This window comes from Synechococcus sp. LTW-R (genome assembly GCF_014217875.1).
Taxonomy (GTDB): Bacteria; Cyanobacteriota; Cyanobacteriia; order PCC-6307; family Cyanobiaceae; genus Vulcanococcus.
On sequence record NZ_CP059060.1, the window covers coordinates 2,240,302 to 2,265,606 of the forward strand.

A 25,305-nucleotide genomic window follows, 5' to 3' on the forward strand; every position below is an offset into this window, starting at 1 on the left:
CTCGGCAGCTGACGAAACCGTTCAAGGTTTGGCTGGATCAAGAGGGGCTCCGTAGGATCCGCCCCACCTCGAGTTCGCTGAGCCAGCCCCCGATGGAGCTCACCTACCGCCCCCGCCGCCTGCGCCGTTCTCCTGCCCTGCGGGCCATGGTTCGGGAGAACTCCCTCAGCCCGGCTGACTTCATCTATCCCCTCTTTGTCCACGAGGGGGCCAGCAATGAGCCGATCGGGGCCATGCCGGGTTGCCAGCGCTGGAGCCTCGACGGGCTGGTGCAGGAAGTCGGTCGCGCCTGGGACCTCGGGATCCGCTGCGTGGTCCTCTTCCCCAAGGTGGCCGATGGACTGAAGACCGAGGACGGCGCTGAGTGCTTCAACGAGGGGGGCCTGATTCCTCGCGCGATCCGCCGCCTGAAGGAAGTCCATCCCGAGATGGCGATCATGACCGACGTCGCCCTGGATCCCTATTCCTGCGATGGCCATGACGGGATCGTCAGCGGCGAAGGGGTCGTGCTCAACGACGAAACCGTGGCCCTGCTCTGCAAGCAGGCCGTGGCTCAGGCCCGAGCCGGTGCCGATCTGATCGGTCCCAGCGACATGATGGACGGGCGGGTCGGCGCCATCCGCGAAGCCCTCGATGAGGAAGGCTTCGAGCATGTCGGCATCATTAGCTATACGGCGAAATACGCCTCGGCGTATTACGGCCCCTTCCGCGAAGCCCTGGATTCCGCCCCCCGTGCGGTGGCCAGTAAGCCCATCCCGAAGGACAAGTCCACCTACCAGATGGATCCGGCCAACGCCCGCGAGGCCATCACCGAGGCCCAGCTCGATGAGCAAGAGGGCGCCGACATCATGATGGTCAAGCCAGGCCTGGCTTATCTCGACATTATTCACCGTCTCCGCGAGGAGAGTGAGTTGCCGATCGCGGCCTACAACGTCAGTGGCGAGTACGCCATGGTCAAGGCGGCCGCTGAGAAGGGTTGGATCGATGAGCGCGCGGTGGTGCTCGAAACCCTGCTCTGCTTCAAGCGCGCCGGCGCGGACCTGATCCTCACGTATCACGCCTGTGATGCGGCTGAGTGGATGCGCCAGGGCTGAAGAGCCCCCCATCAACGGTTGAGAGTGCGGCCAGCTCACAATGGGTTGGTCGACCCGTATCCCATGTCCTGTAACCATCGCCTTGGCCATGTCGCCCTGCGGGTGCAGGACATGGAGCGGGCCAAGCGCTTTTATCTCGACTTGGGTCTGCGGCTGACCTGGGAAGCCGACGACTGGTGCTACGTCCAGTGGTCGACCGGTGAGGGCATTGCGCTGCTCAGCCCCGACTACAAGGCGGCTGGCCCCCACTTCGCCTTTCACGTCCAGAACCGCTCCGAAGTGGACCAGGTGCGCGAGCAGCTGCTGGCCAAGGGGCACACCTGTGGTCCGGTCCATGACCACCGCGATGGCACGGCTTCCTTCTATATGCAGGATCCCGAGGGCAATTGGCTGGAGATGCTCTACGAGCCCGCGGGTGGGCTGCCCTCCAATATCGGAGCTGAGCCGATTCCTTTGACCTACTCGTGACGGCTGAGCTGCACGCGCCAATCCAACAGGAGGCCCTGGAGCTGCTGGAGTGGCCGCGGCTGGCTCAACACGTCTCCAGCTTCGCCAGCACCGCTGCGGGCCTTGGCGTGGCGGCCCGGCTGCCCTTGGCCTCGACCCGTCAGCAGAGCGTGGGCTGGCTGGCCGAGACGACCGAACTGCTGGCGCTCGACGGCCTGGTTGAAGGCGGCCTGAGCTTTCAGGGTGCCGCGGACCTGGATCACACCCTGCAGCTCTGCGCCAAGGGGGGCGTGGCCAGTGGTGATGATCTCTTGGCTGTGGCGACCACCCTGGCGGCGGCCCGGCGCCTACGCCGTCAGATCGATGACCCCGAGCTCCGGCCGGTGACGACGGCCCTGGTGGAGCCCCTGCGGACCCTGCCGGAGCTGGAGCAGCGCCTGCGCTTTTGCATTGAGGATGGGGGGCGTGTGGCGGATCGTGCCAGTCCGCCCCTCTCTGGCTTGCGCCGTCAATTGGCGTCGGTGCGGATGGAACGCCGCGATCGCCTCAATGAGCTGATTCGCCGCTATGCCGCGCTGCTCCAGGACACCGTGGTGGCCGAGCGCAATGGCCGGCCGGTCCTGGCGGTGAAGGCCGGTGCCGGCAGTCAGTTGCCCGGTCTGGTGCACGACAGCTCCGCCTCCGGGAACACCGTCTTCATTGAGCCCCAGGCGGTGATTCCCCTGGGCAACCGCATTCGCCAACTCGAAGGTGAGCAGCGCGAGGCCGAGCGGGCGGTGCTCCAGGACCTCAGCGGCCTGGTGGGCGACGAACAGCCGGCGCTCGAGCACCTTCAGCAGGTCCTGATCCAGTTGGATCTCGCCCTGGCCCGGGCCCGCTACGGCGCCTGGCTGGGGGCGGTGCGTCCCGAGCTGGAGGCGGACCCCCTGGCGCCTCTCCAGCTGGAGGGACTGCGCCATCCCCTCCTGCTCTGGCAGGAGCGTCGCCAAGGCGGACAGGCGGTGGTTCCCGTCAGCGTTCGCGTGGAGAGCAGCCTGCGGGTCGTGGCAATCACCGGTCCCAACACCGGCGGCAAGACCGTGACCCTCAAGAGCGTGGGCTTGGCGGTCTTGATGGCTCGGGCCGGCCTCTTTGTGCCCTGCAAGGGGTCACCGCGGCTGCCCTGGTGCCAGCAGGTTCTCGCGGACATCGGCGATGAGCAGTCCCTGCAGCAGAACCTCTCCACCTTCAGTGGCCATGTGCGGCGGATCGCCCGGATCCTTGAGGCGCTGCCCGCCGCTGGCAGTGATCTGGCCACCCAGGCCGGTGCCCAACTGGTGCTCCTTGATGAGGTGGGGGCTGGCACCGATCCCACCGAGGGCACGGCGCTGGCCATCGCCCTGCTCAAGCAGTTGGCCGATCGGGCGCGGTTGACCATCGCTACGACCCACTTCGGGGAGCTCAAGGCGCTTAAGTACGACGACCCGCGCTTCGAGAACGCCTCCGTCGCCTTCGACGTTGAGAGCCTCTCGCCGACCTACCACCTGCAATGGGGAATCCCGGGGCGCAGCAATGCCTTGGCCATTGCCACGCGACTGGGGTTGGACGGCAGCGTCCTCAAGGACGCCCAGGCCCTGCTCGCTCCCCGTGGTGAGGGGGAGCTGAATCAAGTGATTGCCGGATTGGAGAGCCAACGGCAACGGCAGCAGGATGCGGCGGAAGAGGCGGCCTCTCTGCTGGCCCGCACGGAGCTGTTGCACGAGGAGCTGCTGCAGCGCTGGCAGCAGCAGAAGGAGCAGAGCGCCGAGCTGCAGGAGCAACGCCGTCAGCAACTGGAGCGCTCGATCCGCGATGGCCAAAAGGAGGTGCGCCGCATCATTCGCCGTCTGCGCCATGGCCGCGGCAGCGACACCGGCGAACTGGGCGAATCCGCCCGCCGCGCCGGCCAGCAGCTCAAGCAGCTGGAGCAGCAGCATCGCCCGATGCCCGAGCGCCGGGACCACAAGGGTTGGCTCCCCAAGGTTGGCGATCGCGTTCGCGTCCTCTCCCTGGGCAAGGCCGCTGAGGTTCTCTCCCTCAGTGAAGACGGCCGGGAGCTCAGCGTCCGCTGCGGGGTGATGCGCCTCAACCTGGAGCTGTCCGCCATTGAGGGGCTGCAGGGCGAGAAGCCCGCGCCACCGGAGACCCAGGTGGCGATCCGCAGTCGCCGCAATCCCGCCAGCCGGGGCCCGGAGGTCCGGACCGAGCGCAACACCATTGATGTGCGGGGCATGCGGGTGCACGAAGCCGAGGCCGCCGTGGAGGAACACCTGCGCGGCGCCAATGGGCCGGTGTGGGTGATCCACGGCATCGGGACCGGCAAGCTCAAGCGCGGGCTGCGGGAGTGGCTCTCCAGCGTTCCCTATGTGGAGCGGGTTAGCGACGCCGCCCAGGGCGATGGCGGCCAGGGCTGCAGTGTGATCTGGGTGAAGTGACGCCCTAGCCCAGGGACGGCAGCACGGGCTCGGGGCCCGAGCTGGGTTCGGCGATCGGCTCGGGCGCCATTGGGATCGCCTCGCCGTTCGCGTCAAAGAAGCGCCAGCCCTTGGGATCGATCTCCAGGTGAACCGTTTCCCCTGGGGTGAGCTGCTCGCCCGGATCGGCCCGCAGCTGGACCAGGTGGCTTCCCTCCTCGAGGCGGCAGGTGAGCAGTTGCTCATTGCCGAGCCCCTCCACATGGCAGACCTCGGCGGGCAGGTTGCGGTTGGTGGCCGGGGCTAAGCGCAGGTGTTCCGCCCGCAGGCCGCCGGTGAGGGTCTCAATCCCCCCAGCCTCCTGCCAGTGCATCAGGGCATCTCCGCTGGGGCCCTCCGGGAGGAAACGCCGGCTGCCGAGCTGCAGCTGACCTTTGCCGGCAACGGTGATGGGCAACAGGTTCATCGCTGGGCTGCCGATGAATTGGGCCACAAACAAGTTGCTCGGCCACTGGTAGAGCTCCGCCGGGGTCCCGAGCTGTTGCAGGGAGCCGCGGTTCAAGACGGCGATCCGGTGGCCCATGGTCATGGCCTCCACCTGGTCATGGGTCACATAGACCGTCGTGGTTCCCAGTCGGCGCTGCAGTTCGACGATCTGGGCCCGGGTCCCCGTCCGTAATTTGGCGTCCAGGTTGCTCAGGGGTTCATCCATCAGAAAGACGGACGGCTGGCGGGCGATGGCGCGCCCGAGGGCAACCCGTTGTTTTTGGCCGCCGGAGAGTTCCTTGGGCATCCGGTCCAGCAGATGCTCGAGCTCCAGCGTGCTGGCGACCTCCTGGATGCGCGCTTCGATCCGTTGCTCCCGGCTGGAGGGAACCCGGAGGGCCTCGGGCAGGGCCCGTCCGGCACGGTGCAGGCTGTCCTGGAGCTGTTGGACGCTCGTGCGCTGCCGCTGCCGCCGCAGGCCAAAGCCAATGTTGTCCGCCACGCTCAAGTGGGGATAGAGGGCGTAGCTCTGGAAGACCATCGCCACATCCCGTTGGGACGGGCGCAGATGGGTCACCCGGCGTCCACCAACGATGATCTCGCCGCCGCTGGGGCTCTCGAGGCCTGCTAACAGCCGCAGCAGGGTGCTCTTGCCGCAGCCGGAGGGTCCCACCAGGACCAAGAACTCGCCATCACGGATCGAGAGATCCAGCTGGCGCAGGACCTCAACCGCTGCACTGCCTCGCCGTGGGGGGTAGGTCTTGCTGACCTGCTGGAAGCGAACCTCTGCCAAGAACCGGCCTCACGGCGGCCCGATCTTAGGGTTGGTCAAATGCAATTCATTGATCAGGCCCGGATCTCACTGCAGGCAGGACGCGGCGGCGATGGAATAGCCGCTTTTCGCCGTGAGAAATACGTTCCCGCCGGCGGCCCTTCCGGAGGTGACGGTGGCCGGGGTGGGGATGTCTGGCTAGAGGCCGACTCCAACCTCCAAACCCTGCTGGATTTCAAGTACAAGCGCCTCTTTGCCGCTGACGATGGTCGGCGTGGAGGGCCCAACAAGGCCACCGGCGCCAGTGGGTCCCCCCTGGTGATCAAGGTCCCCTGTGGCACGGAGGTCCGTGATTCAAGAACCCACATCCTCTTGGGGGATCTCACTGAGAAGGGCGAGCGTCTGTTGGTTGCCGTCGGCGGCCGCGGCGGATTGGGCAATGCCCACTACCTGAGTAACCGCAACCGCGCTCCGGAGAAATTCACCGAGGGACGCGATGGGGAGGAGTGGCTGCTCCAGCTCGAGCTGAAGTTGTTGGCCGAGGTGGGAATCATTGGCCTGCCCAATGCCGGCAAGAGCACCTTGATCTCTGTGCTCTCCTCGGCGCGGCCCAAGATTGCCGATTACCCCTTCACCACCCTGGTTCCCAACCTCGGGGTCGTGCGTCGCCCCAGCGGAGATGGCACGGTCTTTGCGGATATTCCTGGGTTGATTGCCGGGGCCGCCCAGGGTGCGGGCCTCGGCCATGACTTCCTGCGTCACATCCAGCGCACCCGCCTGCTGATCCACCTGGTGGATGCCAGCTCAGAGGATGTCCTGAACGACTTCAAGGTGGTGCAGCAGGAGCTGGCCGCCTATGGCAATGGCCTTGATGAGCGGCCCTGCCTGGTGGCGCTCAACAAAACCGAATTGCTCTTGGATGAGGAGTTGGAGGAGCGGATTCAGCTGATCAGCGACCACTGCGGCCAATCGGTGCTGGATGTCTCCGCTGCTACCTCGAAAAACTTGGATCAGCTCTTGTCCAGAGTCTGGAAAGAGCTGGGGGTGTGAGCCAGGCAGAGCTGGCTCACGGCTGAGGGTTCAGTCGTCGTAGACGAGGCACTCAGGGGCGTCGGGGTTCAGGTCGCAGAACACTTCCAGGGGAGAGGGGTCTTTCTGCTCGCCGGGATGGTGGGTCTTGTATTCCTCGAGGTCCTTCACTTCGTCCTGAAGGTGGCGGACCTTGGGTTGATCACCAGCAGCTTTAGCCGCTTCGATCTCAGTTTTGTCCTTAGCGATGTGCTCGTCGATCGTGTTCATGCAATGAGGCCGGAGAGATCAGGCTGCTCGACGTCGGCCACACCATACGGGCTATGTGGCGGATGCGGAGCCATTTGTGATGGCCTTCTGATTCGTCTTTCGCTTTTTTTCGCGGCCAGAGGGGAGGGCTGTGGCTAGCAGAGGGCTAGTTAGGGAATTCGAGATGGCGCGGATCACGCAGCGACACGATCGTCACTTCATGGATGAGGCCGGTCGTCTCTTCTGGATCAATGGACCTGACCATCACTGCTATCTCTCGGAGCAGAGGCAGTGGCGTGAGGGCCTGAGCTTTGAGGACACCCTCGAGTGGAAGCAGTGCTCCCCAACCGGTTTGGTGAGCCAGCGCTTTCATTCCTTGCAGGCGGCCTGTGAGGCCTTTGAACACAACCAGATCCAGTGGACCTTGGATCTCTATCTGCGGCATATGGGCGATGAAATGGCCCTGCAGCGCAGCCTCAGTGACTACAAGCCCACGTCCATGAAAGAGGCCGAGGCGCGCTCGGGTCGTTGCCGCCAGCAACCCTGGTTGGGTCAAGGTGCCCCACGGATGCAGTGCGAGCTGAGTGCCAAGCCAGGACGCAGTGCTGCGGAGCTGCCGCCCCACGCCCATCGCCGTCGCCGCAGCAGCGCGACTACCCCGGCATCTCACTGAGTTCGAGCCAGCGTTCTTCCCCCGTGGCAATGGTCTGGAGGAGGCTCGAGAGCTCCTCGCTCAGGAGTTCGAGGGCGGCGTAATCACTGCCGCCTGTTGCCAGCAGGCTTTCCAGTTCGTCCTTGCGGGCTTCCCAGAGGGGCAGGTTCGTATCGAGCTGCTCGAGTTCCCGGTTTTCCTTGAAGCTGCGGCGTCTGGCCTTGGCCGGTTTCGCCTTCGGTTCAGGGTCTGGCTTGCTGGGCGCCGGTTCCGGTGTGGCGGCTGCTGGTCGGTTGCTGGATTGCCGCTCGAGGTAACTGCTGTAGTTCCCCTCAAAGCGCTCCAGCTGGCCGTCCTCGAAGCTGAAGAGTCGATCGACGGTCCGATCGAGGAAGTAGCGGTCGTGGGAGACCACGACGACACAGCCGCGGAAGTCCTCCAGGAAATCCTCGAGCACGGTCAGGGTCTGGACGTCGAGGTCGTTGGTGGGTTCGTCCAGCAGCAGGACATTGGGGGCCTCGATCAGCAGGCGACAGAGGTGCAACCGCCGCCGTTCGCCGCCGGAGAGCTTGCTCACCGGTTGGTGTTGCTGGGCCGGAGGAAAGAGGAAGCGCTCGAGCAGCTGGGACGCACTCAAGGTGGAGCCGTCGACTTCGACGGTGCTCGCGGCCTCCTTGACGACGTCAATCACCTTGCGCTCCCGGCCGGCCGCATCGATCTGATCGAGCACGGTGTGGCTGTGCTGGTCGAAGTAGGCCAGCTTCACGGTGGAGCCCAGTTCGACGCGCCCCCCTTGGGGTTCCCGCCGACCGGCAATCAGGTCCAGCAGTGTCGACTTGCCGGAGCCATTGGGCCCGATGATCCCGATCCGATCCTCCGGGCTGAAGTCGTAGCTGAAGTCACGTAAGAGCGGCGTTTGGCCTGCGCTTTGGGCCTCCGCGCTGGCCCAGACCAGCACGTCTTCGGCTTCGATCGCCCGCTTCCCCAGCCGCCGTTGGTTGCTGGTCAGGCTCAGGTCCCCCTTGGTCTGGCGCTTGGGGGCCTCCTGCATCGCTTCGATCCGTTGGATCCGTGCTTTCTGTTTGGTGCTGCGCGCCTTCGGTCCGCGCTTGAGCCACTCCAGCTCGCGCCGCAGAACACCCTTGAATTTCGCTTCAGTCGCGGCGGTCGCTGCTTCCTCCTCGGCCTTGCGGGCCAGGTAGTAGGCGTAGTTGCCGCTGTAGTTGCGGGCCTCGCCGCGATCCACCTCGACGATCCGGTTGGTCACCTGATCGAGGACGTAGCGGTCGTGGGTGATCAGCACCAGAGAGCCGCTGAAGCGCTGCAGGTAGCCCTGGAGCCACTGGATGCAGTCGGCATCGAGATGGTTGGTGGGCTCGTCCAGCAGCAAGACATCCGGGTCAGCCACCAGGGCGGCGGCTAGGGCAAGGCGTTTGCGGTACCCACCGGAGAGGTCGCCGACCCGGCATTGGGTGTCGCCGATGCCGAGCCGTTGCAGCACTTCGCGGATTTGCTGCTCCAAGCCCCAGGCTTGGCTTTGGTCCATCCGTCCGTTGAGTTGGCCCAGTTCGGCCAGGAGGGGCCCATCGTCCTCGCCCCGTTCGTGGGCGCTGGCGAGGGCCTCACTGACCTCGGTGTAGCGCCGCAGCAGTTGCATCTTCTCGCCGCTGTCGGCGAAGACCTGCTCGAGCACGGTTCGCTCCGGATCCATCTCCGGCTCTTGGCTCACCAGGACGATGCGCGCTTGGGGGAGCACCCGGCGGCTGCCTCTGCCCGTGGGCTCAAGACCGGCCAGGACGCGCATCAGGGTGGACTTCCCGGCGCCGTTGGGGCCAATCAGGCCCAGGCGTTCCCGTTCGCCGATGTGGAGGGTCAGCCCGTCGAAGAGGGTGCGGATGCCGAAGTCCTTGCGGACATCCACCAGGCTGATCAGGCTCACAGGTTGGGGGAGTGCCGCTGCGCTTCCAGATAAGCAAACACGCTCTTGTCGCCCACATCGGCCGCGGCATCCATCGGGAATTTCCGCAGGGTCAGCACCAGCAGCAGGGCGGCTTCGATCGCCAGCAACGTGGCCGTGACTTCGATGCTCAGCAGGCCGCTCAGTCGCCCCAGCAGAGCGATCGGCAGGAGCAGCGTGACGCCGATCGCCTCAGGGCGACGGAAGCAGAAGAATTCCTTGAAGCCGATGCCTGCGAGGGCCGCGAAGAAGGGGCCCACCGCCCAGATCCAGCGGCCGTCGCTGGTCAGCGCCGTGGCCATGCCCTGGGGGCCGGCGCTGATCAGCAGGCCCAGAAAGCCAACACAGCCCAGCAGCCAGAACAGTTGCAAGGCGCGGTGCAGCGGACGCAGATAGATGTGAATCCAGCGCAGGGCCAGACCGACCCCCGCCGCCAGGGGGAGGAGCCAGGGCCAGATCCAGGTGCCCCCCAGCTGCTGCCACTGGAGCAAGAGCGCCGCTTGGGCCAGTGCCGCCGTGAAGAGGGCGAGGCGGTAGCCGAGCACTTCGCGGCGGTCCGTCGCCGTAATGCTGTAGGGGCCATAGACCCCTTTAAAGACCCGATCGGCGGTGGCGCTCATGCTCAGGCGGCTCCTTGAACCAGTGTGCTCAGGGCGGGCCCCGCGGGCACGATCCCCGAGGGATTGAGGGGGAACAAGGCACCGAAGTAGTCCTCGCGCCAGGCCTGCTCGCAGCAGGTCTCGGCCACCCCCGCGAGGGCGAAGAAGCGTTGCCGCCAGCGCCAGAGCCCGGGGAAGTGCCAGAGCGGCTGGCGGCTGACCCCAAAGAGGGGGGCGTAGACCAACTCCAGGCGAATCAAGGTGGGAAACAGCTGGACATCCGCCAGGGATGGGGCCCTGCCGCACAGCCAGGGGGATGCATCTGGCCTCGAGAGCAGGGCTTCCGCCTCGGCCAGGGTTTCAAAGAGGGCGGCTTCAGCACGGTCGTAGGCCCCCTGGTTGCGGGCAAAGCCGCAGCGGTAGACCCCGTCATTGATGTTGTGCTGGAAGCGCTCACGCCACTCCCCGATGGCCTGGGCCTGGCTCTCGGGCGCCAGGTCCAGCACGCCAGGGGGCGCGGGCCACTCGTTCAGCAGTTCCATCAGCCGGGCGCTTTCGCCAACGACGACCGCTCCAGAGCCGCTGTCCACCAGGACGGGCACGGTGGCCCGTTGGTTGGGATCGGCGCCGGCGGCGCGGTAGAGCTCCTGCAGGGTCTCGCAGCCCCGAAAGGGGGTGCTGAAGCGCCAGCGCCCCGCCTTGGGATCGGGCTCGACCACCAGCAGATCAATGCTCTGCTGCAGCTGACGGAGCTGCCAGACGAGCCAGGCGCGGTGGGCCCAAGGGCAGCTGCGGCCGACGATCAGCACGTGGGCGCCTGGCGTTCCGGCCGAGCGGGGCAGCTCGGGTTTGAGCACAAACGCCCCGGCTGGTCGTCTGTAGTTCCCCTCGGGATCGGCGGGTCCGAGGCCGCCCATGAGTTGCAGCCACTGCCAATGCCAGCCGGTTCGGGCCGCCGCCACCACGGCAGGGGGGATGGCCATGGACGTTCAGAACACTTCTGCCAGGCTGGCGCAGCTGCGCGCTGGAGAACAGAGGATGGGGCGGGCTCAGGTCTTGGTGGTGGCGGGCACCCATGGCAACGAGCGCAATGCTCCGGCCTTGCTGAAGCGTTGGCGGAGCGAGCCCCAGGCCCTACATCGCTCGGAGCTTCCCGTGGCCTTGGTGCTGGGGAATCCGGCGGCCCATCAGGCGAATCGCCGCTACATCGACCGCGATCTCAACCGTTGCTTCGCGCCGGATCTGCTGGCCAATCCATCGCTCCAGCCGTTGGAGCTGCAGCGGGCTCGGGAGTTGCTGGCGGAGTTATCGCCGCAAGGCTCTAACCCCTGTGCGGTGGCCATCGACCTGCACAGCACCACGAGCGGCATGGGGAATTCATTGGTGCTCTACGGACGTCGCCCTGCCGATTTGGCCTTGGCGGCAGGGATCCAAGCGAGGCTCGGTCTGCCGATCTACCTGCATGAAGCGGATGCCGCACAGACCGGCTTCTTGGTGGAGCGTTGGCCCTGTGGTCTCGTGATCGAAGTGGGGCCCGTGGCCCAGGGGCTGCTCAGCGCCCCGATCCAGCAGCAAACCCAATTGGCTCTGGAGGCCACCTTGGCGGTGTTGGCCGAGGCCGCCTCGGGGACGCTGCGGCTCCCCGCAGGACTGCAGGTGTACCGCCATTGCGGCAGCGTTGATCTGCCCCGGGATGGCACGGGAGAGGCCATCGCCTGCGTCCATCCGGCCTTGGAGCGGCGTGACTGGAGGCCGCTTCAGCTGGGGCAACCTCTGTTTTGGCAACCCGGCGATCAGCCCTGTCCAGAGGCCTGGCGCTTCGATCCGGAGGCCATGGGCTTTGCGGCCGAGGCCTGTTGGCCTGTCTTTATTAATGAGGCGGCCTATGGGGAGAAGGGCATCGCCTTCAGCCTTTGCCGCCGCGAGCGCTGGGCTACCGAGGGGTCTTGGTTACCGGCCCTGCAGGCGTTGATGGCGGCTTAGCCGCAGGCCCAGGTGCCCTGCTCTTTGGTGCAGGGCAGGTCGCTGGTGCTGCCGTCAGCCCAGTAGATCCGCAACCGGTCATCAGCGCTGTCGGTCCGGAAGGTCAGGGATTTGACCGGTCCAGCCGGTGCTTTGCCAGTGGGATCGCTGGTGTCCACCCCGCCTGGGGAGGCTTGCCGTTGCTCGAGCTGCTGAACCCGCAGCTCGAGGCGATTGAGCCGATCGGTATCCGCGGCGTTGTTGCGCTGTTCTCCCCCCTGGCAGCCCGCCAGCAACAGACCGGCAGCAAGCAGCAGCAGGGGAAGGCGCATGGCGCTGAGGGCGTGACAGGCGACTCCTAGCAGCGGTTTTGGGGCTTGGCTACCCGCCTGGATGAGGACGCTGCGCAAAATCGCTTTACAAAGCGCGCAAACTTCCTTTACATTTGCTCGGGCAGCCCGCTTGGGCCGCCCTAACTACCGCTCTGACGGCTAGTCCGTTGAGCCTTTCTTTCCCGTACTCATGACGACCACCATCCAGCAGCGCCAAGGCGCTTCTGCGTGGAACCAGTTCTGCGAGTGGGTCACCAGCACCGACAACCGCCTCTATGTGGGTTGGTTCGGCGTTCTGATGATTCCCTGCCTGCTGGCCGCCACCATCTGCTTCATCGTTGCGTTCATCGCAGCACCCCCCGTCGACATCGACGGCATCCGTGAGCCTGTTGCTGGCTCCCTGATCTACGGAAACAACATCATCTCTGGTGCTGTTATCCCCTCCAGCAACGCCATCGGCCTGCACTTCTATCCCATCTGGGAAGCCGCCAGCCTCGACGAGTGGCTGTACAACGGCGGTCCTTTCCAGCTGGTTGTTTTCCACTTCCTCATCGGCATCTACGCCTACATGGGTCGTGAGTGGGAACTCTCCTACCGCCTCGGCATGCGCCCCTGGATCTGCGTTGCTTACAGCGCACCCGTGGCTGCTGCTTCCGCAGTGTTCCTGGTGTATCCCTTCGGTCAGGGCTCCTTCTCGGACGCCATGCCCCTGGGCATCTCCGGCACCTTCAACTACATGCTGGTGTTCCAGGCTGAGCACAACATCCTGATGCACCCCTTCCACATGCTTGGTGTGGCTGGTGTGTTCGGTGGTTCCCTGTTCTCCGCCATGCACGGCTCCCTGGTGACCTCCTCCCTGGTGCGTGAAACCACCGAGAGCGAGTCCCAGAACTACGGCTACAAGTTCGGCCAAGAGGAAGAGACCTACAACATCGTGGCTGCCCACGGTTACTTCGGTCGCCTGATCTTCCAATACGCCTCCTTCAACAACAGCCGCAGCCTGCACTTCTTCCTGGCTGCCTGGCCTGTGGTTGGTATCTGGTTCACCGCCCTGGGCGTTAGCACCATGGCGTTCAACCTGAACGGCTTCAACTTCAACCAGTCGATCCTGGATTCCCAGGGTCGTGTGCTGAACACCTGGGCTGACGTGCTGAACCGCGCCAACCTCGGTATGGAAGTGATGCACGAGCGCAACGCTCACAACTTCCCCCTCGACCTGGCTGCTGCTGAGTCCACCCCCGTGGCTCTGACTGCTCCCGCCATCGGCTGAGGCTGAACCCCAAGATTCAGCTTCTTCTCGAACTTCGAGGAGTGTTGAATCAAAAGCCCCCGCTTTCGCGGGGGCTTTTTGTTGTTTGGGCGCAGATTCCCCAAAAAAACAGAACGAGGACGCTGCGGATCCAAAGCGTGGTCATGGTGAGCGAACCTCAGCTGCCCGTTCGCGGATGACGACCTCAGCCCGCCAGACCCACAGCCGCGCTCCCCAGAACCCGAACAGCCGCAGTCCGGGACGCCTGGCCGCAGCGGATGCCAAGCGCCCGCTCTCTTCCACCATGACGGGTGCGGAATTTCTGGTGAAGGCCCTCGAGGCCCATGGTGTGACCCATGTCTTCGGTATTCCGGGCGCCAAGGTCGACAGCGTCTTCACGGCCCTGCTGGATTCGCCCATCGAGTTGGTGCTCTGCCGCCATGAGCAGAACGCGGCCTTCATGGCCCAAGCCTTCGGGCGGCTGACCGGCCGCATCGGGGTCTGCCTGGCCACCTCAGGTCCCGGGGTGACCAATCTGGTGACGGGGTTGGCGACCGCGACCACGGAAGGGGACCCGGTGTTAGCGATCGGAGGCGAAGTGCCCCTCGACGATCGCTTTAAGCAGACCCATCAGTCCCTGGATGCCATCAGCCTGATGGCCCCGGTGACGCGCTTTGCCCAGTCGGCCCTCTCCATTCACGACTTGCCGGAGGTCCTCGGGAATGCGATTCGGGCGGCCGAGCAGGGGCGGCCCGGTGCGGCCTTCCTGGGGCTTCCCAAGGATGTGGGCCTGGCTGAGATCGATGCCGATCCAGCGGCAGGTTGGGGACAGCCAACCCTCCAGGGCCCCTGTCATCCCCGGGCGCTGAGCCGGGCCGCTGAGCTCTTGCAGCGACTGCAACGCCCCCTGCTCCTGCTGGGAATGCAGGCCTCAGCCCCCCCGCTGAGTGAGGCACTGAAGGCCTATGTCCGCCGGAGCGGTCTCTCCTATTGCGCCACCTTCCAAGGTCCCGGAGGCTGGGTGGCCCCTGGGCAGTACGTGGGGCGGGTGGGCCTCTTTCGTAACCAGCCGGCAGATGCCCTGCTAAATGCGGCTGATGGGGTGATCTGCATCGGCTTTGACCCTGTCGAATACGACCCGAGCCTCTGGAACACCGCTCAGCGGCGCGTCATCGTCAACGTCGATGTGCAAGCCGCGGATCAGGACCGGGCCTTCTTGCCCCAGGTGGAACTGATTGGGGATCTGCAGGAGACCTTGACCGCCTTGGCCAGCTTGCCGTCGCCGACGGTGGCCTCGGACTTCCGCCAACTGCAGGAAGCCTCTGCCGCCGAGGTCCAGGCGACAGCCGCAGAAGGCCTCTCCATGGGTGGAGCGGCACCGGTGCATCCCCTGCGTTTGGTCCATGAGATCAGTGCGGTGGTCACGCCGGAGACCACGCTCTGCCTGGATGTGGGATCCCACTACATCTGGATGAACCGCTACGCCCAGGCGGAGCGGGCACGCCAGGTGCTGGTCAGCAATGGTCAGCAGACCCTCGGTGTGGCCCTGCCTTGGGCGATGGCCGCCGGCATGGTGCGACCGGGGTCCCCGGTGATCTCGGTGTCAGGGGATGGGGGCTTCCTCTTTACCGCGACCGAACTGGAGACGGCGGTGCGGATGGGGAGCCGCTTTGTGCACGTGATCTGGAACAGTCACTCGTACAACATGGTTGAGTTCCAGGAGCAGGCGCACTACGGCCGCGTCTCGGGAATTCAGCTGGGCGACTACGACGTGGTCAAGTTCGCCGAGGCCTTTGGAGCTAAGGGCTACGCGATCGCGAACGCAGATGAGTTGGGCCCCGTTCTGCGGGAGGCGCTTCAACAGCCCGTGCCGGTCCTGATCAACGTGCCGGTGGATTACTCGGAGAACCTGCGGCTGATGCAGGAAGTCCATCAGCAATTCATTCACTGAGCCGGCGATGAGTACGCAGCATGCGAGCGGTCATCACCTGAACGTCTCCCTCGGGGATGGCCTCTGGGACGCTCTGCACGTTCTGGCAGACCGCACCGGTGAGAGCGTCAGCCACATCGTCCGCCGCTCCCTCGCGGACACCCTGGACTTGGATCACCACACAATCTATCAGGTCTCCACATCCGGAGCCCTGGTCCAGGGGGTCTATCAGGGGTGTGTCCGGGTGGCTGATATCAAGCGCCACGGGGATTTCGGGCTCGGCACCTTCGATGGTCTCGACGGCGAAGGGATCATGCTCGACGGCACCTGCTGGCAGGCCCGCAGTGACGGATCGGTGCGGGTCGCTCCTGAGGAAGCCTTGGCTCCCTTTTGGGCGACGACGTTTTTCGCAGCGGACCGCACCGCCACGTTGCCGTCGGTGGCCAGTTGGGAGGATCTCACCGCGCAATTGGATGCGCTGCGCCGCAGTGACAACCTCTTCTGCGCGATTCGGGTGGAGGGCACGTTTGAGCGGATCCACTACCGCGTGGCCTGCAAGAGCGCCCATGGCACGGATCTGGTGACGGCCACCAGCCACCAGGCGGAGTTCAGTCAGCAGGGCATCCGCGGAAGTCTGGTGGGGTTCTGGACCCCCAGCTATGCCCGCACGATCAATGTGCCTGGCTATCACCTCCATCTCCTGAGCGCTGACCACCAATACGGTGGTCACATCCTCGATTTAGAGGCCAAGGAGCTGACCGTGCAGCTGCATATGGACAACCACGTCCATCTGGCCTTGCCGGAAACACCGGCTTTTTTGGAGGCTGACCTGAAGGGGGATCCCGCCGAGGCCCTAGCCAGGGCGGAGAGCAAACACAGCTGACCCCTGGGCCAGGGTCGCGCTGAGGGCCGTGTCCACACTCAAGGTCCGCTCCCCCAGATGGACGGGGCGGGCACCGTTGGCTTGGGCGAGCTCCAGCTCGAAGGGGACAAAGCCCCCCTCCGGCCCGACCATGACCAGTGCGGGTGTGCCCGCGAACGCTCCGAGGGGCTGTTGGGCGGCCATGTCGGTGATCAGGCAGGGGCGTTCCCCGGCCAGTCCCGGCAGCTCGTCTTCGATGAAGGGTCTGAAGCGTGGGTGGAGGTGCACCTGCGGGGCGATGGTGTCCCGTGCGCGCTCCATGCCGGCGAGCAGTGCGTCCTCCACCTTGCGGGCCTGGAGCAGGGGGCTCTGCCAGTAGCTCTTCTCGACCCGCGCGCTGTTGATCAGGTGGAGGTGGCTGATCCCGAATTCAGCGCATTGGCGCAGGATGCGGCGCAGCATCTTGGGCCTGGGCAGAGCCAACACCAAATCGAAAGGGTGGCGTCGGGGTGGGGCTTCGGTGAGGACCGTGCTCAGCACCACGCCATGGGCGTCGAGGGATTCGATCAGGCCCTGACCGCAGGCACCTCCAAGGCGGCCCACTCGAAGGGTGTCCCCTGCACTGGCGCGAAGCACCTTGCGGATGTGGGTGGCCCGCTGGTCTTTGAGCAGCACGCGCTGCTCGTCGATCCAGTCCTCCGGTTTCAGCAGGACGATGTTCATGGCCGATCAGCAGCCGATGTCTTCGGCCCAGAGCTCAGGCTTCTGCTCTTGCATGGTGCGCATCAACTGCTCGCAGCCTGGATCATCGAGGCAGTTCACCTCGATGCCGGCCTGTTCGAGCCAGGCCTCAGCCCCTTGAAAGGTCGTGCGTTCGCCGATGACGATCCGCCGAAAGCCCAGCAAAACGGCGGTGCCCGCGCACATCGGACAGGGCGAGAGGGTGGTGACCAGGGTCAGCTCACGCCAGTCCCGGCGACGGCCGGCGTTGCGGATGCACTGGGTTTCGCCGTGGCTCGTGGGATCACCGTTTTGGACCCGTTGGTTGTGCCCCCGGGCCACGATCGTTCCATCCTCTTGGGCCAGGACGGCGCCAATCGGAATGCCCCCTTCACTCCAGCCCCGTTCGGCTTCGGTGCGGGCCGCATCGACAAGACGTTGCATCGTGCTGCGATCGATCACATCTCCGTGCCGTTGGCTCAAGCATGGCGACGGGATCGCGCTTTGGCTGTTGGCATGACGCAGGACAACCTCACCCAGTGGGATCCGGCCAGCCACGGCGTGGCTGAGATCGTTGCGGCCCTGGATCTGCAACCCCACCCGGAAGGGGGGTGGTATCGCGAGACCTTCCGCAGTGCCCTGAAGGTGCGCCGCGCTGATGGTGCTCAGCGTGATGCCTTTACCCAGATTCTTTTCCTACTGGGGCCAGGGGAGATCAGTCGCTGGCATCGGGTCCACCATGCCGATGAGAGTTGGTGCTGCCTTGTTGGCGATCCCTTGGCGCTTCTGATGCTGGGGTCTGGGCCGGAGGGGCTCCAGGAGTGGCGCCTGCAGCCAGGGTCAGCCCAGAGCCTCGTCGTCCCGGCGGGTGTCTGGCAGGCGGCGCGGGCGTTGGGGCGTTGGAGTCTGATGACCTGCGCGGTGGCCCCTGGTTTTGACTTCGCTGACTTTCAACTCCTCAGCGAACTTTCAGTCGCTGAACATCCACCAGCTGCGCTGCCTGAGTATCGGTAGGGCACAGCAGACTGGTTGTCGATCACGCACAGTCAGCGACCAAGAGGTCTTTCTGTGACTGCTTTTTTGCCTCTCGTTTGAGAGTTCCAGGGGCTGCAAAGCCGGAGATCGGACTTGAACCGACGACCTACTGATTACGAATCAGTTGCTCTACCACTGAGCTACACCGGCAGACCAGTGAAATTAGCATTCTGGCCTCGATGCAAGCGCTGTCCGGATGCCCCCTGAATCCCGTCCCCCCTTGGATCCGGCCATGAAGGCTCGGCTGCTTCAGGAGGCCCGCACTCCATGGCGTGGCTTGCGCCGGGGGCTCTGGCTGGCCTTCACCGCTTCCGCTGGGGTGGGCCTGGCCACGATGGCGATGCGCTCAGCCGGTGGAGAGGTGGTCCAGGCCTCTGACCTCTTGATTCAGGTTTCGGCCCTAGCCCTCTTCGGGCTTCTCCTCTGGCGCGACCGCTCCCCCAGCGTCGACGACTGACGCGTCTTCGCTCTCGTCCTGAGGTGCTTCGGCCGTGGTCTCGTCCGGGGCTGAGTCGTCTTGGGCGATCACCTCGGAACTGACCTCTTCAGCCTCGGGCTCTGCGTCGGCTTCTGGTTCTGGGTCAGAGACTTCGGCTTCCTCTGGCGATGCCTCGACGTCGTCTGAGACAACGGCTTCGGCGCTGGCCGCGTGGGCTTCGTTTTCCTCAACGGCTTCAGGCTTAGCCTGCAGAGGCTCGGCAGCGGGTTCAGGAGATTCCTCGGCGACGGTCTCCGTCTCAGCCGGGGAGGCGGTCTGCTCCGGTTCTGAGGCAACAGTCTCGGGTTGCTGCTGTTCCTCTTGCGGTGCTGGAGCGACGGGCGCCGAGGGTTCCGCAAAGGCCAGCGGGGCCAGCAGCAAGAGCGGAAGCCCAGCGTTGAGGCGTTGCTCGGCTGCCTGGACTTGGGTCAGGGGCAGGGTTTGATCCACCAGAGCGGCGGGCCGGGTGAGCATCCAGATCGCCTGGATCACCTGGGCCCATTGCCACTGGATCAGTACTAAGACGGGGATGCAGAGCAGGAGCACCACCAACCGTGGACTGCTCGAGAGGGGAGACCAGGCCCAGGCCATCCCGGCATGGCTGTCGGCCCACCAGGTCAAAGGCAGAAGTAGTGCAGCACCCAGGGCAATGAGAACCTTCAGGGGCAGTGCGGTCTGCAGTGCGCTCAGACGAAACTGCTCCGGACGTCGACCGCGCAGGGGTACCTGCAGGATCAGCAAGGACCAGAGGTCAGGCGGCAGTCTCCAGAACAAAACGGCACTGCCCAGGGCGCCGATCGCCCAGGTGAGGAGGCGTTCGAAACCCGGGAAGGGGCCAGGGTCTGCTCCTGCAAAGAGCAGGAACAACAGCAGGATCTCCAGCGGCAAGGCCGCGAGCCCGAGTAGCTGGAGCCACAGGAGGGGTTCGCGTCTTGCCGGATTCACGATCAGTTGCTGAGGGTGCGTCGCTGAGTGACCAGTTTGAACGCTTCCACCCGATCGCCTTCCGCCCAGTTGGCAAAACGATCACAGCCGATGCCGCATTCGAAGCCGGTGGCGACTTCCTTGACATCGTCCTTGGCGCGGCGCAGGGAGTCGAGGTCGCCCTCGAACACCTTCTCCTTGCCACGCCAGACCCGCACCTTGCAGTTGCGCTGCAGTTTGCCGTTGGTGACGTAGCAGCCGGCCACGGCGCTCTTGCCGATCGTGAAGATCGCGCGCACTTCGGCTTCGCCGAGGGGCTCTTCCACCAGCTCGGGCTCCAGCAGGCCTTCCATGGCCATCTGAATGTCCTCAAGCAGTTTGTAGATGACGTCGTAATCGCGCACATCCACGCCGGTGGCATCGGCGGCACGCTTCGCGCCAGGCGCCATTGAGGTGTTGAAGCCGACGATCACAGCACCGGAAGCGGCGGCCAGGTCGACGTCGGTCTCGGTGACTTCGCCCGGTGCGGAGAGCAGAACACGGACCTGAACCTCTTCTTGAGGCAGTTGTTCCAAGGAGCCGAGGATGGCCTCGACGGAACCTTGAACGTCGGCCTTGAGGATGAGGTTGAGTTCCTTGAGTTCGCCTTCGCTGGCCTGGCCAGACATGGAGGCCAGGGACACCCGGCGGGAGGCCATTTGTTGGGCCAGGCGGGTCGCACGGGCTTCGGTGGCGCGGTCGCCGACGACAGCACGGGCTGTTTTTTCGTCGGTGTAGACCTCGAACTCATCACCGGCCGTGGGTACTTCGCTGAAGCCCAGGGCTTCCACGGCGTAGGAGGGGCCGGCCTCTTTGACGCGCTTGCCGTTGTCATCGACCATGGCGCGAACCTTGCCCAGGATCGGGCCAGCGGCCAGCACGTCGCCGGTGCGCAGGGTTCCGTTCTGGATCAACAGGGTCGCCACAGGGCCCTTCGCCTTGTCGAGGTGAGCCTCGATCACGGTGCCGCGGGCCATGCGATCGGGGTTGGCCTGCAGGTCTTCCACTTCGGTGACCAGCAGGATCATCTCCAGCAGCTTGTCGATGTTCTCGCCCTTGATGGCGCTCACCGGAACCATCACGGTGTTGCCACCCCAGTCCTCGGCGACGAGCTCGTGGGAAGAGAGCTCCTGCTTGACGCGATCGGGAGAGGCGCCTTCCTTGTCGATCTTGTTGATCGCCACCACGATCGGCACCTTGGCCGCCCGGGCGTGGCTGATGGCTTCCAGGGTTTGGGGACGGACGCCGTCATCGGCGGCAACCACCAGCACGGCCACGTCGGTCACCTTGGTGCCGCGGGCCCGCATGGCAGTGAATGCCTCGTGGCCGGGAGTGTCGAGGAAGGTGATCTTCCGCTGTTCCCCGGCGTGGGGCACTTCGACCTGATAAGCACCAATGTGCTGGGTGATGCCACCGGCTTCGCCGGCGGTGACCCGGGTTTTGCGGATCGAGTCCAGCAGGCTGGTTTTGCCGTGGTCGACGTGGCCCATGACGGTGACCACGGGTGGGCGACGGATCAGGTGAGCCAGGTCGCTCTCTTCGATCATCTCGACCGTTTTCGCGGCCGCTTCCTCGACGTCGTCTTCGAGCACCGGCACGCCGAATTCCTTGGACACCGTCTCGATCGCGGGGAGATCGAGGGTCTGGGTCACCGTGGCGATGATGCCCTTGAAGAAGAGGCTCTTGATGATCTCGGAGCTCTCGACGCCCAGCTTGTCCGCGAGCTCCTGCACCGTGAGGTTGCCTTCCGGCACCACGAGCATTTCGGGCCGCTGTTGCTTGGCTTCCCGTGCGGCGCGCAGCTCCATGGCGCGGCGGCGCTGACGCTGACGGGCGGTTTCCTTGCGGCGCTTGCGAGCGACAACGGTCGGCTTGGGTTGAGCCGAGCCGGCGCTGCGGGGCTTCGCCGGACGCGCCAGGGAAGCCTGCAGCACCACCGCATCGGTGTCGCCGGCGTAGCCACCGGTTTGTGCCGCCAGGGAATCGTCGTTTTCGCCAATGATGTGAACGCGCTGGCGCTGCTTCTGGGGCGAGCGGCTGCGCAGTGCATCCAGGCGGGCGCTGTCGTCCCAGTCGGGGCGGCGAGGGCGTCCACCACCCGGGGGCATCGGGGCGCGGAAATTGGGGCGACGGGGCGCCGAGGGGGGTGTTGCTGAAGGACGGTTGGCGTCACCGGCGCCCGCACCCGGGGCACCGGCGGGGGCACCGGGACGGCGCGGGGGCGGCGCGCTGGGACGGGCACCAGGCTTATGGAGCTGCATGAGCTCGCCAGGGGCCACCGGCTTGCGCATCCCGGGCATGCCAGGACGGGTCGGGGGGGCAGGACGGTTCCCGCCGCCGGCGGGGCCGCCAACATCGCGACGAATGGGCTTGCCGACTAGCTCCACCTGAGGACGGGTGGGCTTCGCGGGCTTGCCGCCTTGTCCCATGCGGGTCGGGGCGGGTGCGCCAGGGCGCGTCGGCATCCCGGGGCGTTGGCTCAGGGCCGGACGGCCGGAGGGTGTGGCGGGACGGGCACCACCTTGACCACCTTGGGGTCGGCTGACCAATTGGGGACGTCCACCGCCTGCGGGGCGCGTGGGCGCGCCGGGACGCTGGGGGCTACCTGCTGCAGGGCGAGAGACAGGCGGAGCGGGCTTGCGGGCCGGTGGTGCGCCTGCGGGGGTCTTGGAGACGATCGCCGGTGCCGGGCGGCTGGGTGCCGGAGCAGCGGGACGGCTTGGTGGCGCACTGGCCGCTGGTTTGGCCACAGGCTTCGCCGCGGCGGGCCTGGCCGGAGGGGCAGAGGGGGCGGCAGGGCGGCTCGGGGGTGCACTGGCTGCCGGTTTCGCAGCGGGCTTGGCCGCGGGTTGAGTGGCGGGCTTGGCCGCAGCAGCAGGTTTGGCAGCCTGAGCGGCGGCAGGACGGCTCGGGGGGGCGCTGGGCGAAGCCGGACGAGCTGGGGCAGCGGGCTTGGCGGCCTGGGGCTGGGGCCGAGGAGCGGGGGCCGCAGCAGCAGGTTTCGCTGGAGCCGGGCTTGCCGCGGCGGGCTTCCCAGGAGCGGCCGGCGCTGCGGGGGCGGCTTTCTTCACCGAAAGGATGGCTTTTTTGGGTTCGGCCGCTGCCGGAGCAGGTTTGCTGCCGTTCCCGCCACCTTTGATCAGGCTGCGAATCTGCGCTGCCTCGTCATCGCTGATGGAGCTGCTGTGGCTCTTCGCTGCGATCGACAGTTTCTCGGCGGCATCGAGCACGTCCTTGTTCTCAAGGCCCAAGTCCTTGGACAGCTCGTAAATCCTGACTTTGCCGCTGCTGGTCATTCAGTGCTCCAAGTGGTCGGGGGCAACACGTGCCACCGGGCCATCACCCACAGTGAGGCCACTATTTATCTTGCCTCAGCGCCTGATTAAGAGGTGGCATTCAGGCGCTGTTCCAAGGCCGCGTAGATGGAATCTGACACTTGGCACCGGAGTGCCTTCTGCAGACGTTTGCGGCGTTTGGCTTCCTCAAAACAGCTCTCGGTCGGACAGAGGTAGGCCGATCGGCCCATGCCCTCGTCCAGAGCCATTCCGCCCTCGGCCAGGCGGATGACCCGCAGCAGTTGCTGGCGATCCAGCAGCGCTCGGCAGGTCACACAACGCCTGAGGACGGGCTGCTGCTTCACCGGGCTCCTTCCTCGTCGCTGCCCTCTTCAACAGCCTCTTCGACGGCTTCTTCAGCGACGTCGGCGTTGGCTTCTTCGGTGGCCTCGGCTTCTGCGACGGGCTCTTGCTCGTAGGCCGCCTCGTCGTAGTTGGCCTGCTCGCCGTACTCCTCCTCGTCCTCGGGCAGGGGATAGAGCTCGCGCAGACGGGCATCTTCCTCAGCGCGCAGGGCGTGCTCCGCCTCCATCCGGGCTTCGGCTTCGGCCTGGAGCGCTTCCTCTTCTTGGCGCATCGCGATCAGCTCAGCGACCTTCTCGTCCTCGGACGTCTGGTCGTACTCGGTGCTGTTTTTGATGTCGATCTTCCAGCCGGTCAAGCGAGCGGCAAGGCGCACGTTTTGACCTTCGCGGCCGATGGCCAGGCTGAGTTGATCGGGCGGAACCAGCACGTGGGCGTGCTGCCCCTCCGGATCCACGAGCCGCACCGCTTCAACACGGGCAGGGCTGAGGGAGTTGGCGATGTACTGACCGGGGTCGTGGGACCAGCGGATGACGTCGATTTTTTCGCCCCGCAGCTCGTTGACGACCTGCTGAATGCGGGAGCCGCGGGCACCGATGCAGGCGCCCACCGGGTCCACCTCACGCTCGACGCTGTCGACGGCCACCTTGGTGCGGGGACCCACCGAGCGCGACGGCGGGTTAGCTTCACGGGCGACGGCAACGATGCGGACTGACCCCTCCTGGATCTCGGGGACCTCGTTTTCGAAGAGGTAGACCACCAGACCGGCGTTGGAGCGGCTGACAAACAGCTGGGGACCGCGGCGGGGGATTTCGCTGACTTCCTTCAGGAAGACCTTGAAGGTGGCGTTGGCCCGGTAGTTGTCATTGGGCAGTTGGTCGCGGCGGGGGAGTTCGGCCTCCACCTCGGGGCGGCCGAGGCCGCTGCTCACGGCCATGATCACGCTCTGACGCTCGAAGCGGATCACGCGAGCGGTCAGGACGGGATCCTCGAGGTCGGCAAATTCCTCCTGGATCATGCGCCGCTGTTGGTCCCGCAGCTTCTGGGCGAGAACCTGCTTGGTCGTGGCGGCTGCCATCCGACCGAAGTCTTCTTTTTCAGGGGTGACGTCCAGCACCACCGTGTCGCCGGCCTGGGCGTCTTCAGCCACCTGCATCACCTCGGCCAGGGCGATCTGGTGGTCTTCGCTCTCGACTTCCTCCACGATGATCTTGGAGGCCAGCACCCGATAGCCCTCCTCATCGAGATCCAGGGCGACATCGAAGTTGGAGAAGTAGTCCTCCTCGAAGGGGTCTTCGCTGATCCCCAGGTAGAGGGTGCGCCGATAACGCTCGTAACCCTTCAGCAGGGCTTCACGCAGAGCCGCTTCCACCACCGCAGGGGGCAGCTTTTTCTCTTCGCTGATGTCCTCGATCAGGTTGGAGAGACCGGGGAGCAGGACCAGTGCCATGGCAGGTGGTTGGGTGCGGGATGGAGAGGGGGGGAAAGGGCTTAGCCCTCTTTGGGAGTGACGAGCTTCACGCTGATCACGTCGGAGCGCGGGATGCGAACAGTGCGTCCGCGGACATTGAGGAGAACGTTCTCCCCATCGCGTTCGAGCAGGAGGCCCTCACGCTCGCTGTCGCCCCCCGATTTGGCGTCGCGGTAGCGGATGGAGACCGGGAAGCCGCGGAAACTGCGGAAGTCACGGTCCTCGCTCAGCTCCTCGCTGACACCCGGACTGCTGATTTCAAGGACATAGGCGTCCTCGAGCAGACCGCTGTTCTCGATGGCGTCGCCCAGCACTCCGCTGAAGGTGGCGCAGTTGTCCAGGCTGACGTCTCCGCCATCGGCAAGACGCAGCTGGACCAGCAGCGTCATCGGGATCCGATGGGTCAGCAGTTCAAGGCCGCAGACCTGGAATCCAGCAGCTTCCGCGACCTGGCAAGCCAGGCTTTGGAGGTCAGGGAGCAGGGGATGCGGCAAAGCCTGGAGAGGGAACAGGGGAACGGGCAACCCGTCCGGCACCTGCAGTGATCTGCTGTCTGGCTGATCAGTGGCTCCCATGGAGTCATCACTGTTCAGTCAGAGGTGCCCGCCGGGCACATCAAAAGATTACGCGATCGTCCTCGGGGCGTCAGGCACCCGTACGGCCAAGGTCTGCCACTGGGGGTTCCATGTAGGCATCGCCCGGTTGGGTTTCTCCACGCAGGCTGGGGTCCTGGTTCAGACACTGACGCTTTTGTTCGTCGGTGCGGAGGTACTGGCAAACGCGGGCGTAGAGCTTGGAGCGGGTGGAGGGTTGCCCCTGGCTGAAGTGCACCTGCTCGAGCCCACCCACGAGCCCTTGAATCTCCACCTGGCAGAGGGCGCAGCGTTGACGGGTGCCCGGTGGAACGGAGGCCATGCCAGCTCTATCAAGAAGGGGCAACTTAGGGCG

At 65.5% G+C, this 25,305-nt stretch carries 25 protein-coding genes and 1 tRNA gene; 11 read left to right on the plus strand and 15 right to left on the minus strand.

The window, feature by feature from the left end:
• Window positions 1-92 precede the first annotated feature (92 nt).
• From hemB to H0O22_RS12400, 3 genes are all read left to right on the plus strand, one after another.
• The gene (gene hemB / locus H0O22_RS12390; protein WP_185186924.1) at window positions 93-1,094 is read left to right on the plus strand and encodes a porphobilinogen synthase; all 1,002 of its coding nucleotides are present in this window, start codon (window positions 93-95) and stop codon (window positions 1,092-1,094) included.
• A gap of 63 nt (window positions 1,095-1,157) precedes the next feature.
• A complete protein-coding gene (locus tag H0O22_RS12395; RefSeq protein WP_185186925.1) occupies window positions 1,158-1,562 on the plus strand; it encodes a VOC family protein in 405 nt (134 codons plus the stop codon).
• The gene (locus tag H0O22_RS12400) at window positions 1,559-3,994 is read left to right on the plus strand and encodes an endonuclease MutS2 (protein ID WP_185186926.1); all 2,436 of its coding nucleotides are present in this window, start codon (window positions 1,559-1,561) and stop codon (window positions 3,992-3,994) included. Before H0O22_RS12395 ends, H0O22_RS12400 begins: the two co-directional genes overlap by 4 nt.
• A 4-nt stretch (window positions 3,995-3,998) precedes the next feature.
• On the opposite strand, the gene H0O22_RS12405 is transcribed toward H0O22_RS12400, so the two are convergent.
• Window positions 3,999-5,252, minus strand: a complete 1,254-nt coding sequence (locus H0O22_RS12405) for an ABC transporter ATP-binding protein (RefSeq protein ID WP_185186927.1) — start codon at window positions 5,250-5,252, stop codon at window positions 3,999-4,001.
• A gap of 39 nt (window positions 5,253-5,291) precedes the next feature.
• Here H0O22_RS12405 and cgtA point away from each other — a divergent pair, with 39 nt between their 5' ends.
• Complete coding sequence (cgtA, locus tag H0O22_RS12410; protein WP_185186928.1) at window positions 5,292-6,281, plus strand: Obg family GTPase CgtA; 990 nt, start codon at window positions 5,292-5,294, stop codon at window positions 6,279-6,281.
• A gap of 30 nt (window positions 6,282-6,311) precedes the next feature.
• On the opposite strand, the gene H0O22_RS12415 is transcribed toward cgtA, so the two are convergent.
• A complete protein-coding gene (locus H0O22_RS12415; protein ID WP_185186929.1) occupies window positions 6,312-6,530 on the minus strand; it encodes a CP12 domain-containing protein in 219 nt (72 codons plus the stop codon).
• A gap of 163 nt (window positions 6,531-6,693) precedes the next feature.
• On the opposite strand from H0O22_RS12415, the gene H0O22_RS12420 reads away from it, so the two are divergent.
• Window positions 6,694-7,182, plus strand: coding sequence for a hypothetical protein (locus H0O22_RS12420; protein ID WP_185186930.1), 489 nt, complete (start codon window positions 6,694-6,696; stop codon window positions 7,180-7,182).
• Here H0O22_RS12420 and abc-f read toward each other — a convergent pair.
• From abc-f to H0O22_RS12435, 3 genes are read right to left on the minus strand one after another with little or no spacing between them, the layout of a single operon-like run.
• Window positions 7,163-9,100 carry a ribosomal protection-like ABC-F family protein gene (gene abc-f, locus H0O22_RS12425; protein WP_185186931.1) on the minus strand — a complete coding sequence of 646 codons (1,938 nt, stop codon included), beginning with the start codon at window positions 9,098-9,100 and terminating at the stop codon, window positions 7,163-7,165. The two genes, H0O22_RS12420 and abc-f, sit on opposite strands and share 20 nt — an antisense overlap.
• Window positions 9,097-9,738, minus strand: a complete 642-nt coding sequence (locus H0O22_RS12430) for a DUF2301 domain-containing membrane protein (RefSeq protein WP_185186932.1) — start codon at window positions 9,736-9,738, stop codon at window positions 9,097-9,099. Before H0O22_RS12430 ends, abc-f begins: the two co-directional genes overlap by 4 nt.
• Window positions 9,739-9,740: 2 nt before the next feature.
• Window positions 9,741-10,700 (minus strand): glutathione S-transferase C-terminal domain-containing protein, encoded by a 960-nt coding sequence (locus H0O22_RS12435; RefSeq protein WP_185186933.1) that lies wholly within the window; start codon window positions 10,698-10,700, stop codon window positions 9,741-9,743.
• Between the two features lie 55 nt (window positions 10,701-10,755).
• On the opposite strand from H0O22_RS12435, the gene H0O22_RS12440 reads away from it, so the two are divergent.
• On the plus strand, window positions 10,756-11,700 hold the full coding sequence (locus tag H0O22_RS12440; protein ID WP_185186934.1) for an aspartoacylase: 945 nt from the start codon (window positions 10,756-10,758) through the stop codon (window positions 11,698-11,700).
• Here H0O22_RS12440 and H0O22_RS12445 read toward each other — a convergent pair.
• Window positions 11,697-12,011 carry a hypothetical protein gene (locus H0O22_RS12445; RefSeq protein WP_185186935.1) on the minus strand — a complete coding sequence of 105 codons (315 nt, stop codon included), beginning with the start codon at window positions 12,009-12,011 and terminating at the stop codon, window positions 11,697-11,699. The genes H0O22_RS12440 and H0O22_RS12445 overlap by 4 nt on opposite strands.
• A 190-nt stretch (window positions 12,012-12,201) precedes the next feature.
• On the opposite strand from H0O22_RS12445, the gene psbA reads away from it, so the two are divergent.
• The 3 genes from psbA to budA all read left to right on the plus strand — a co-directional run bounded on the left by psbA (window position 12,202) and on the right by budA (window position 16,073).
• Entirely contained in the window at window positions 12,202-13,281 is a 1,080-nt protein-coding gene (psbA, locus tag H0O22_RS12450) for a photosystem II q(b) protein (protein WP_185186296.1), read from the plus strand.
• A 175-nt stretch (window positions 13,282-13,456) separates the two neighbouring features.
• On the plus strand, window positions 13,457-15,211 hold the full coding sequence (alsS, locus tag H0O22_RS12455; protein WP_255439328.1) for an acetolactate synthase AlsS: 1,755 nt from the start codon (window positions 13,457-13,459) through the stop codon (window positions 15,209-15,211).
• A 7-nt stretch (window positions 15,212-15,218) separates the two neighbouring features.
• On the plus strand, window positions 15,219-16,073 hold the full coding sequence (gene budA, locus H0O22_RS12460; RefSeq protein WP_185186936.1) for an acetolactate decarboxylase: 855 nt from the start codon (window positions 15,219-15,221) through the stop codon (window positions 16,071-16,073).
• Here budA and H0O22_RS12465 read toward each other — a convergent pair.
• Window positions 16,044-16,775, minus strand: coding sequence for a 16S rRNA (uracil(1498)-N(3))-methyltransferase (locus H0O22_RS12465; RefSeq protein WP_185186937.1), 732 nt, complete (start codon window positions 16,773-16,775; stop codon window positions 16,044-16,046). The two genes, budA and H0O22_RS12465, sit on opposite strands and share 30 nt — an antisense overlap.
• Window positions 16,776-16,781: 6 nt before the next feature.
• The gene (locus tag H0O22_RS12470; protein ID WP_185186938.1) at window positions 16,782-17,216 is read right to left on the minus strand and encodes a nucleoside deaminase; all 435 of its coding nucleotides are present in this window, start codon (window positions 17,214-17,216) and stop codon (window positions 16,782-16,784) included.
• Window positions 17,217-17,288: 72 nt separating this feature from the next.
• On the opposite strand from H0O22_RS12470, the gene H0O22_RS12475 reads away from it, so the two are divergent.
• A complete protein-coding gene (locus tag H0O22_RS12475) occupies window positions 17,289-17,786 on the plus strand; it encodes a cupin domain-containing protein (RefSeq protein WP_185186939.1) in 498 nt (165 codons plus the stop codon).
• A 99-nt stretch (window positions 17,787-17,885) separates the two neighbouring features.
• Here H0O22_RS12475 and H0O22_RS12480 read toward each other — a convergent pair.
• Window positions 17,886-17,957: transfer RNA gene (locus H0O22_RS12480), tRNA-Thr, on the minus strand.
• 46 nt (window positions 17,958-18,003) lie between these two features.
• Between H0O22_RS12480 and H0O22_RS12485 the strand changes: the two genes are divergently transcribed.
• Window positions 18,004-18,264, plus strand: coding sequence for a DUF3493 domain-containing protein (locus H0O22_RS12485; RefSeq protein WP_255439331.1), 261 nt, complete (start codon window positions 18,004-18,006; stop codon window positions 18,262-18,264).
• Here H0O22_RS12485 and H0O22_RS12490 read toward each other — a convergent pair.
• The 6 genes from H0O22_RS12490 to H0O22_RS12515 all read right to left on the minus strand — a co-directional run bounded on the left by H0O22_RS12490 (window position 18,208) and on the right by H0O22_RS12515 (window position 25,272).
• Entirely contained in the window at window positions 18,208-19,230 is a 1,023-nt protein-coding gene (locus H0O22_RS12490) for a low-complexity tail membrane protein (protein ID WP_185186940.1), read from the minus strand. The genes H0O22_RS12485 and H0O22_RS12490 overlap by 57 nt on opposite strands.
• 2 nt (window positions 19,231-19,232) lie before the next feature.
• Window positions 19,233-22,544 carry a translation initiation factor IF-2 gene (gene infB / locus H0O22_RS12495; RefSeq protein ID WP_185186941.1) on the minus strand — a complete coding sequence of 1,104 codons (3,312 nt, stop codon included), beginning with the start codon at window positions 22,542-22,544 and terminating at the stop codon, window positions 19,233-19,235.
• An 86-nt stretch (window positions 22,545-22,630) separates the two neighbouring features.
• A complete protein-coding gene (locus H0O22_RS12500) occupies window positions 22,631-22,888 on the minus strand; it encodes a YlxR family protein (protein ID WP_185186942.1) in 258 nt (85 codons plus the stop codon).
• Window positions 22,885-24,336 (minus strand): transcription termination factor NusA, encoded by a 1,452-nt coding sequence (nusA, locus tag H0O22_RS12505; RefSeq protein WP_185186943.1) that lies wholly within the window; start codon window positions 24,334-24,336, stop codon window positions 22,885-22,887. Before nusA ends, H0O22_RS12500 begins: the two co-directional genes overlap by 4 nt.
• Before the next feature lie 41 nt (window positions 24,337-24,377).
• Window positions 24,378-24,851: a ribosome maturation factor RimP gene (gene rimP, locus H0O22_RS12510; protein ID WP_185188439.1), complete on the minus strand. Its 474-nt coding sequence runs from the start codon at window positions 24,849-24,851 to the stop codon at window positions 24,378-24,380.
• A gap of 151 nt (window positions 24,852-25,002) precedes the next feature.
• Window positions 25,003-25,272 (minus strand): hypothetical protein, encoded by a 270-nt coding sequence (locus H0O22_RS12515; RefSeq protein ID WP_185186944.1) that lies wholly within the window; start codon window positions 25,270-25,272, stop codon window positions 25,003-25,005.
• Between the last annotated feature and the right edge of the window lie 33 nt (window positions 25,273-25,305).

Coding starts and splice junctions, on each gene's coding strand:
- H0O22_RS12415 (WP_185186929.1), bottom strand. CDS start 6,530: ATGAACACGATCGACGAGCACATCGCTAAGGACAAAACTGAGATCGAA.
- H0O22_RS12420 (WP_185186930.1), top strand. CDS start 6,694: ATGGCGCGGATCACGCAGCGACACGATCGTCACTTCATGGATGAGGCC.
- H0O22_RS12395 (WP_185186925.1), top strand. CDS start 1,158: ATGTCCTGTAACCATCGCCTTGGCCATGTCGCCCTGCGGGTGCAGGAC.
- hemB (WP_185186924.1), top strand. CDS start 93: ATGGAGCTCACCTACCGCCCCCGCCGCCTGCGCCGTTCTCCTGCCCTG.
- alsS (WP_255439328.1), top strand. CDS start 13,457: ATGACGACCTCAGCCCGCCAGACCCACAGCCGCGCTCCCCAGAACCCG.
- H0O22_RS12435 (WP_185186933.1), bottom strand. CDS start 10,700: ATGGCCATCCCCCCTGCCGTGGTGGCGGCGGCCCGAACCGGCTGGCAT.
- H0O22_RS12515 (WP_185186944.1), bottom strand. CDS start 25,272: ATGGCCTCCGTTCCACCGGGCACCCGTCAACGCTGCGCCCTCTGCCAG.
- H0O22_RS12430 (WP_185186932.1), bottom strand. CDS start 9,738: ATGAGCGCCACCGCCGATCGGGTCTTTAAAGGGGTCTATGGCCCCTAC.
- cgtA (WP_185186928.1), top strand. CDS start 5,292: ATGCAATTCATTGATCAGGCCCGGATCTCACTGCAGGCAGGACGCGGC.
- H0O22_RS12470 (WP_185186938.1), bottom strand. CDS start 17,216: ATGCAACGTCTTGTCGATGCGGCCCGCACCGAAGCCGAACGGGGCTGG.
- budA (WP_185186936.1), top strand. CDS start 15,219: ATGAGTACGCAGCATGCGAGCGGTCATCACCTGAACGTCTCCCTCGGG.
- nusA (WP_185186943.1), bottom strand. CDS start 24,336: ATGGCACTGGTCCTGCTCCCCGGTCTCTCCAACCTGATCGAGGACATC.
- H0O22_RS12465 (WP_185186937.1), bottom strand. CDS start 16,775: ATGAACATCGTCCTGCTGAAACCGGAGGACTGGATCGACGAGCAGCGC.
- psbA (WP_185186296.1), top strand. CDS start 12,202: ATGACGACCACCATCCAGCAGCGCCAAGGCGCTTCTGCGTGGAACCAG.
- H0O22_RS12440 (WP_185186934.1), top strand. CDS start 10,756: ATGGGGCGGGCTCAGGTCTTGGTGGTGGCGGGCACCCATGGCAACGAG.
- H0O22_RS12485 (WP_255439331.1), top strand. CDS start 18,004: ATGCCCCCTGAATCCCGTCCCCCCTTGGATCCGGCCATGAAGGCTCGG.
- H0O22_RS12445 (WP_185186935.1), bottom strand. CDS start 12,011: ATGCGCCTTCCCCTGCTGCTGCTTGCTGCCGGTCTGTTGCTGGCGGGC.
- H0O22_RS12475 (WP_185186939.1), top strand. CDS start 17,289: ATGACGCAGGACAACCTCACCCAGTGGGATCCGGCCAGCCACGGCGTG.
- infB (WP_185186941.1), bottom strand. CDS start 22,544: ATGACCAGCAGCGGCAAAGTCAGGATTTACGAGCTGTCCAAGGACTTG.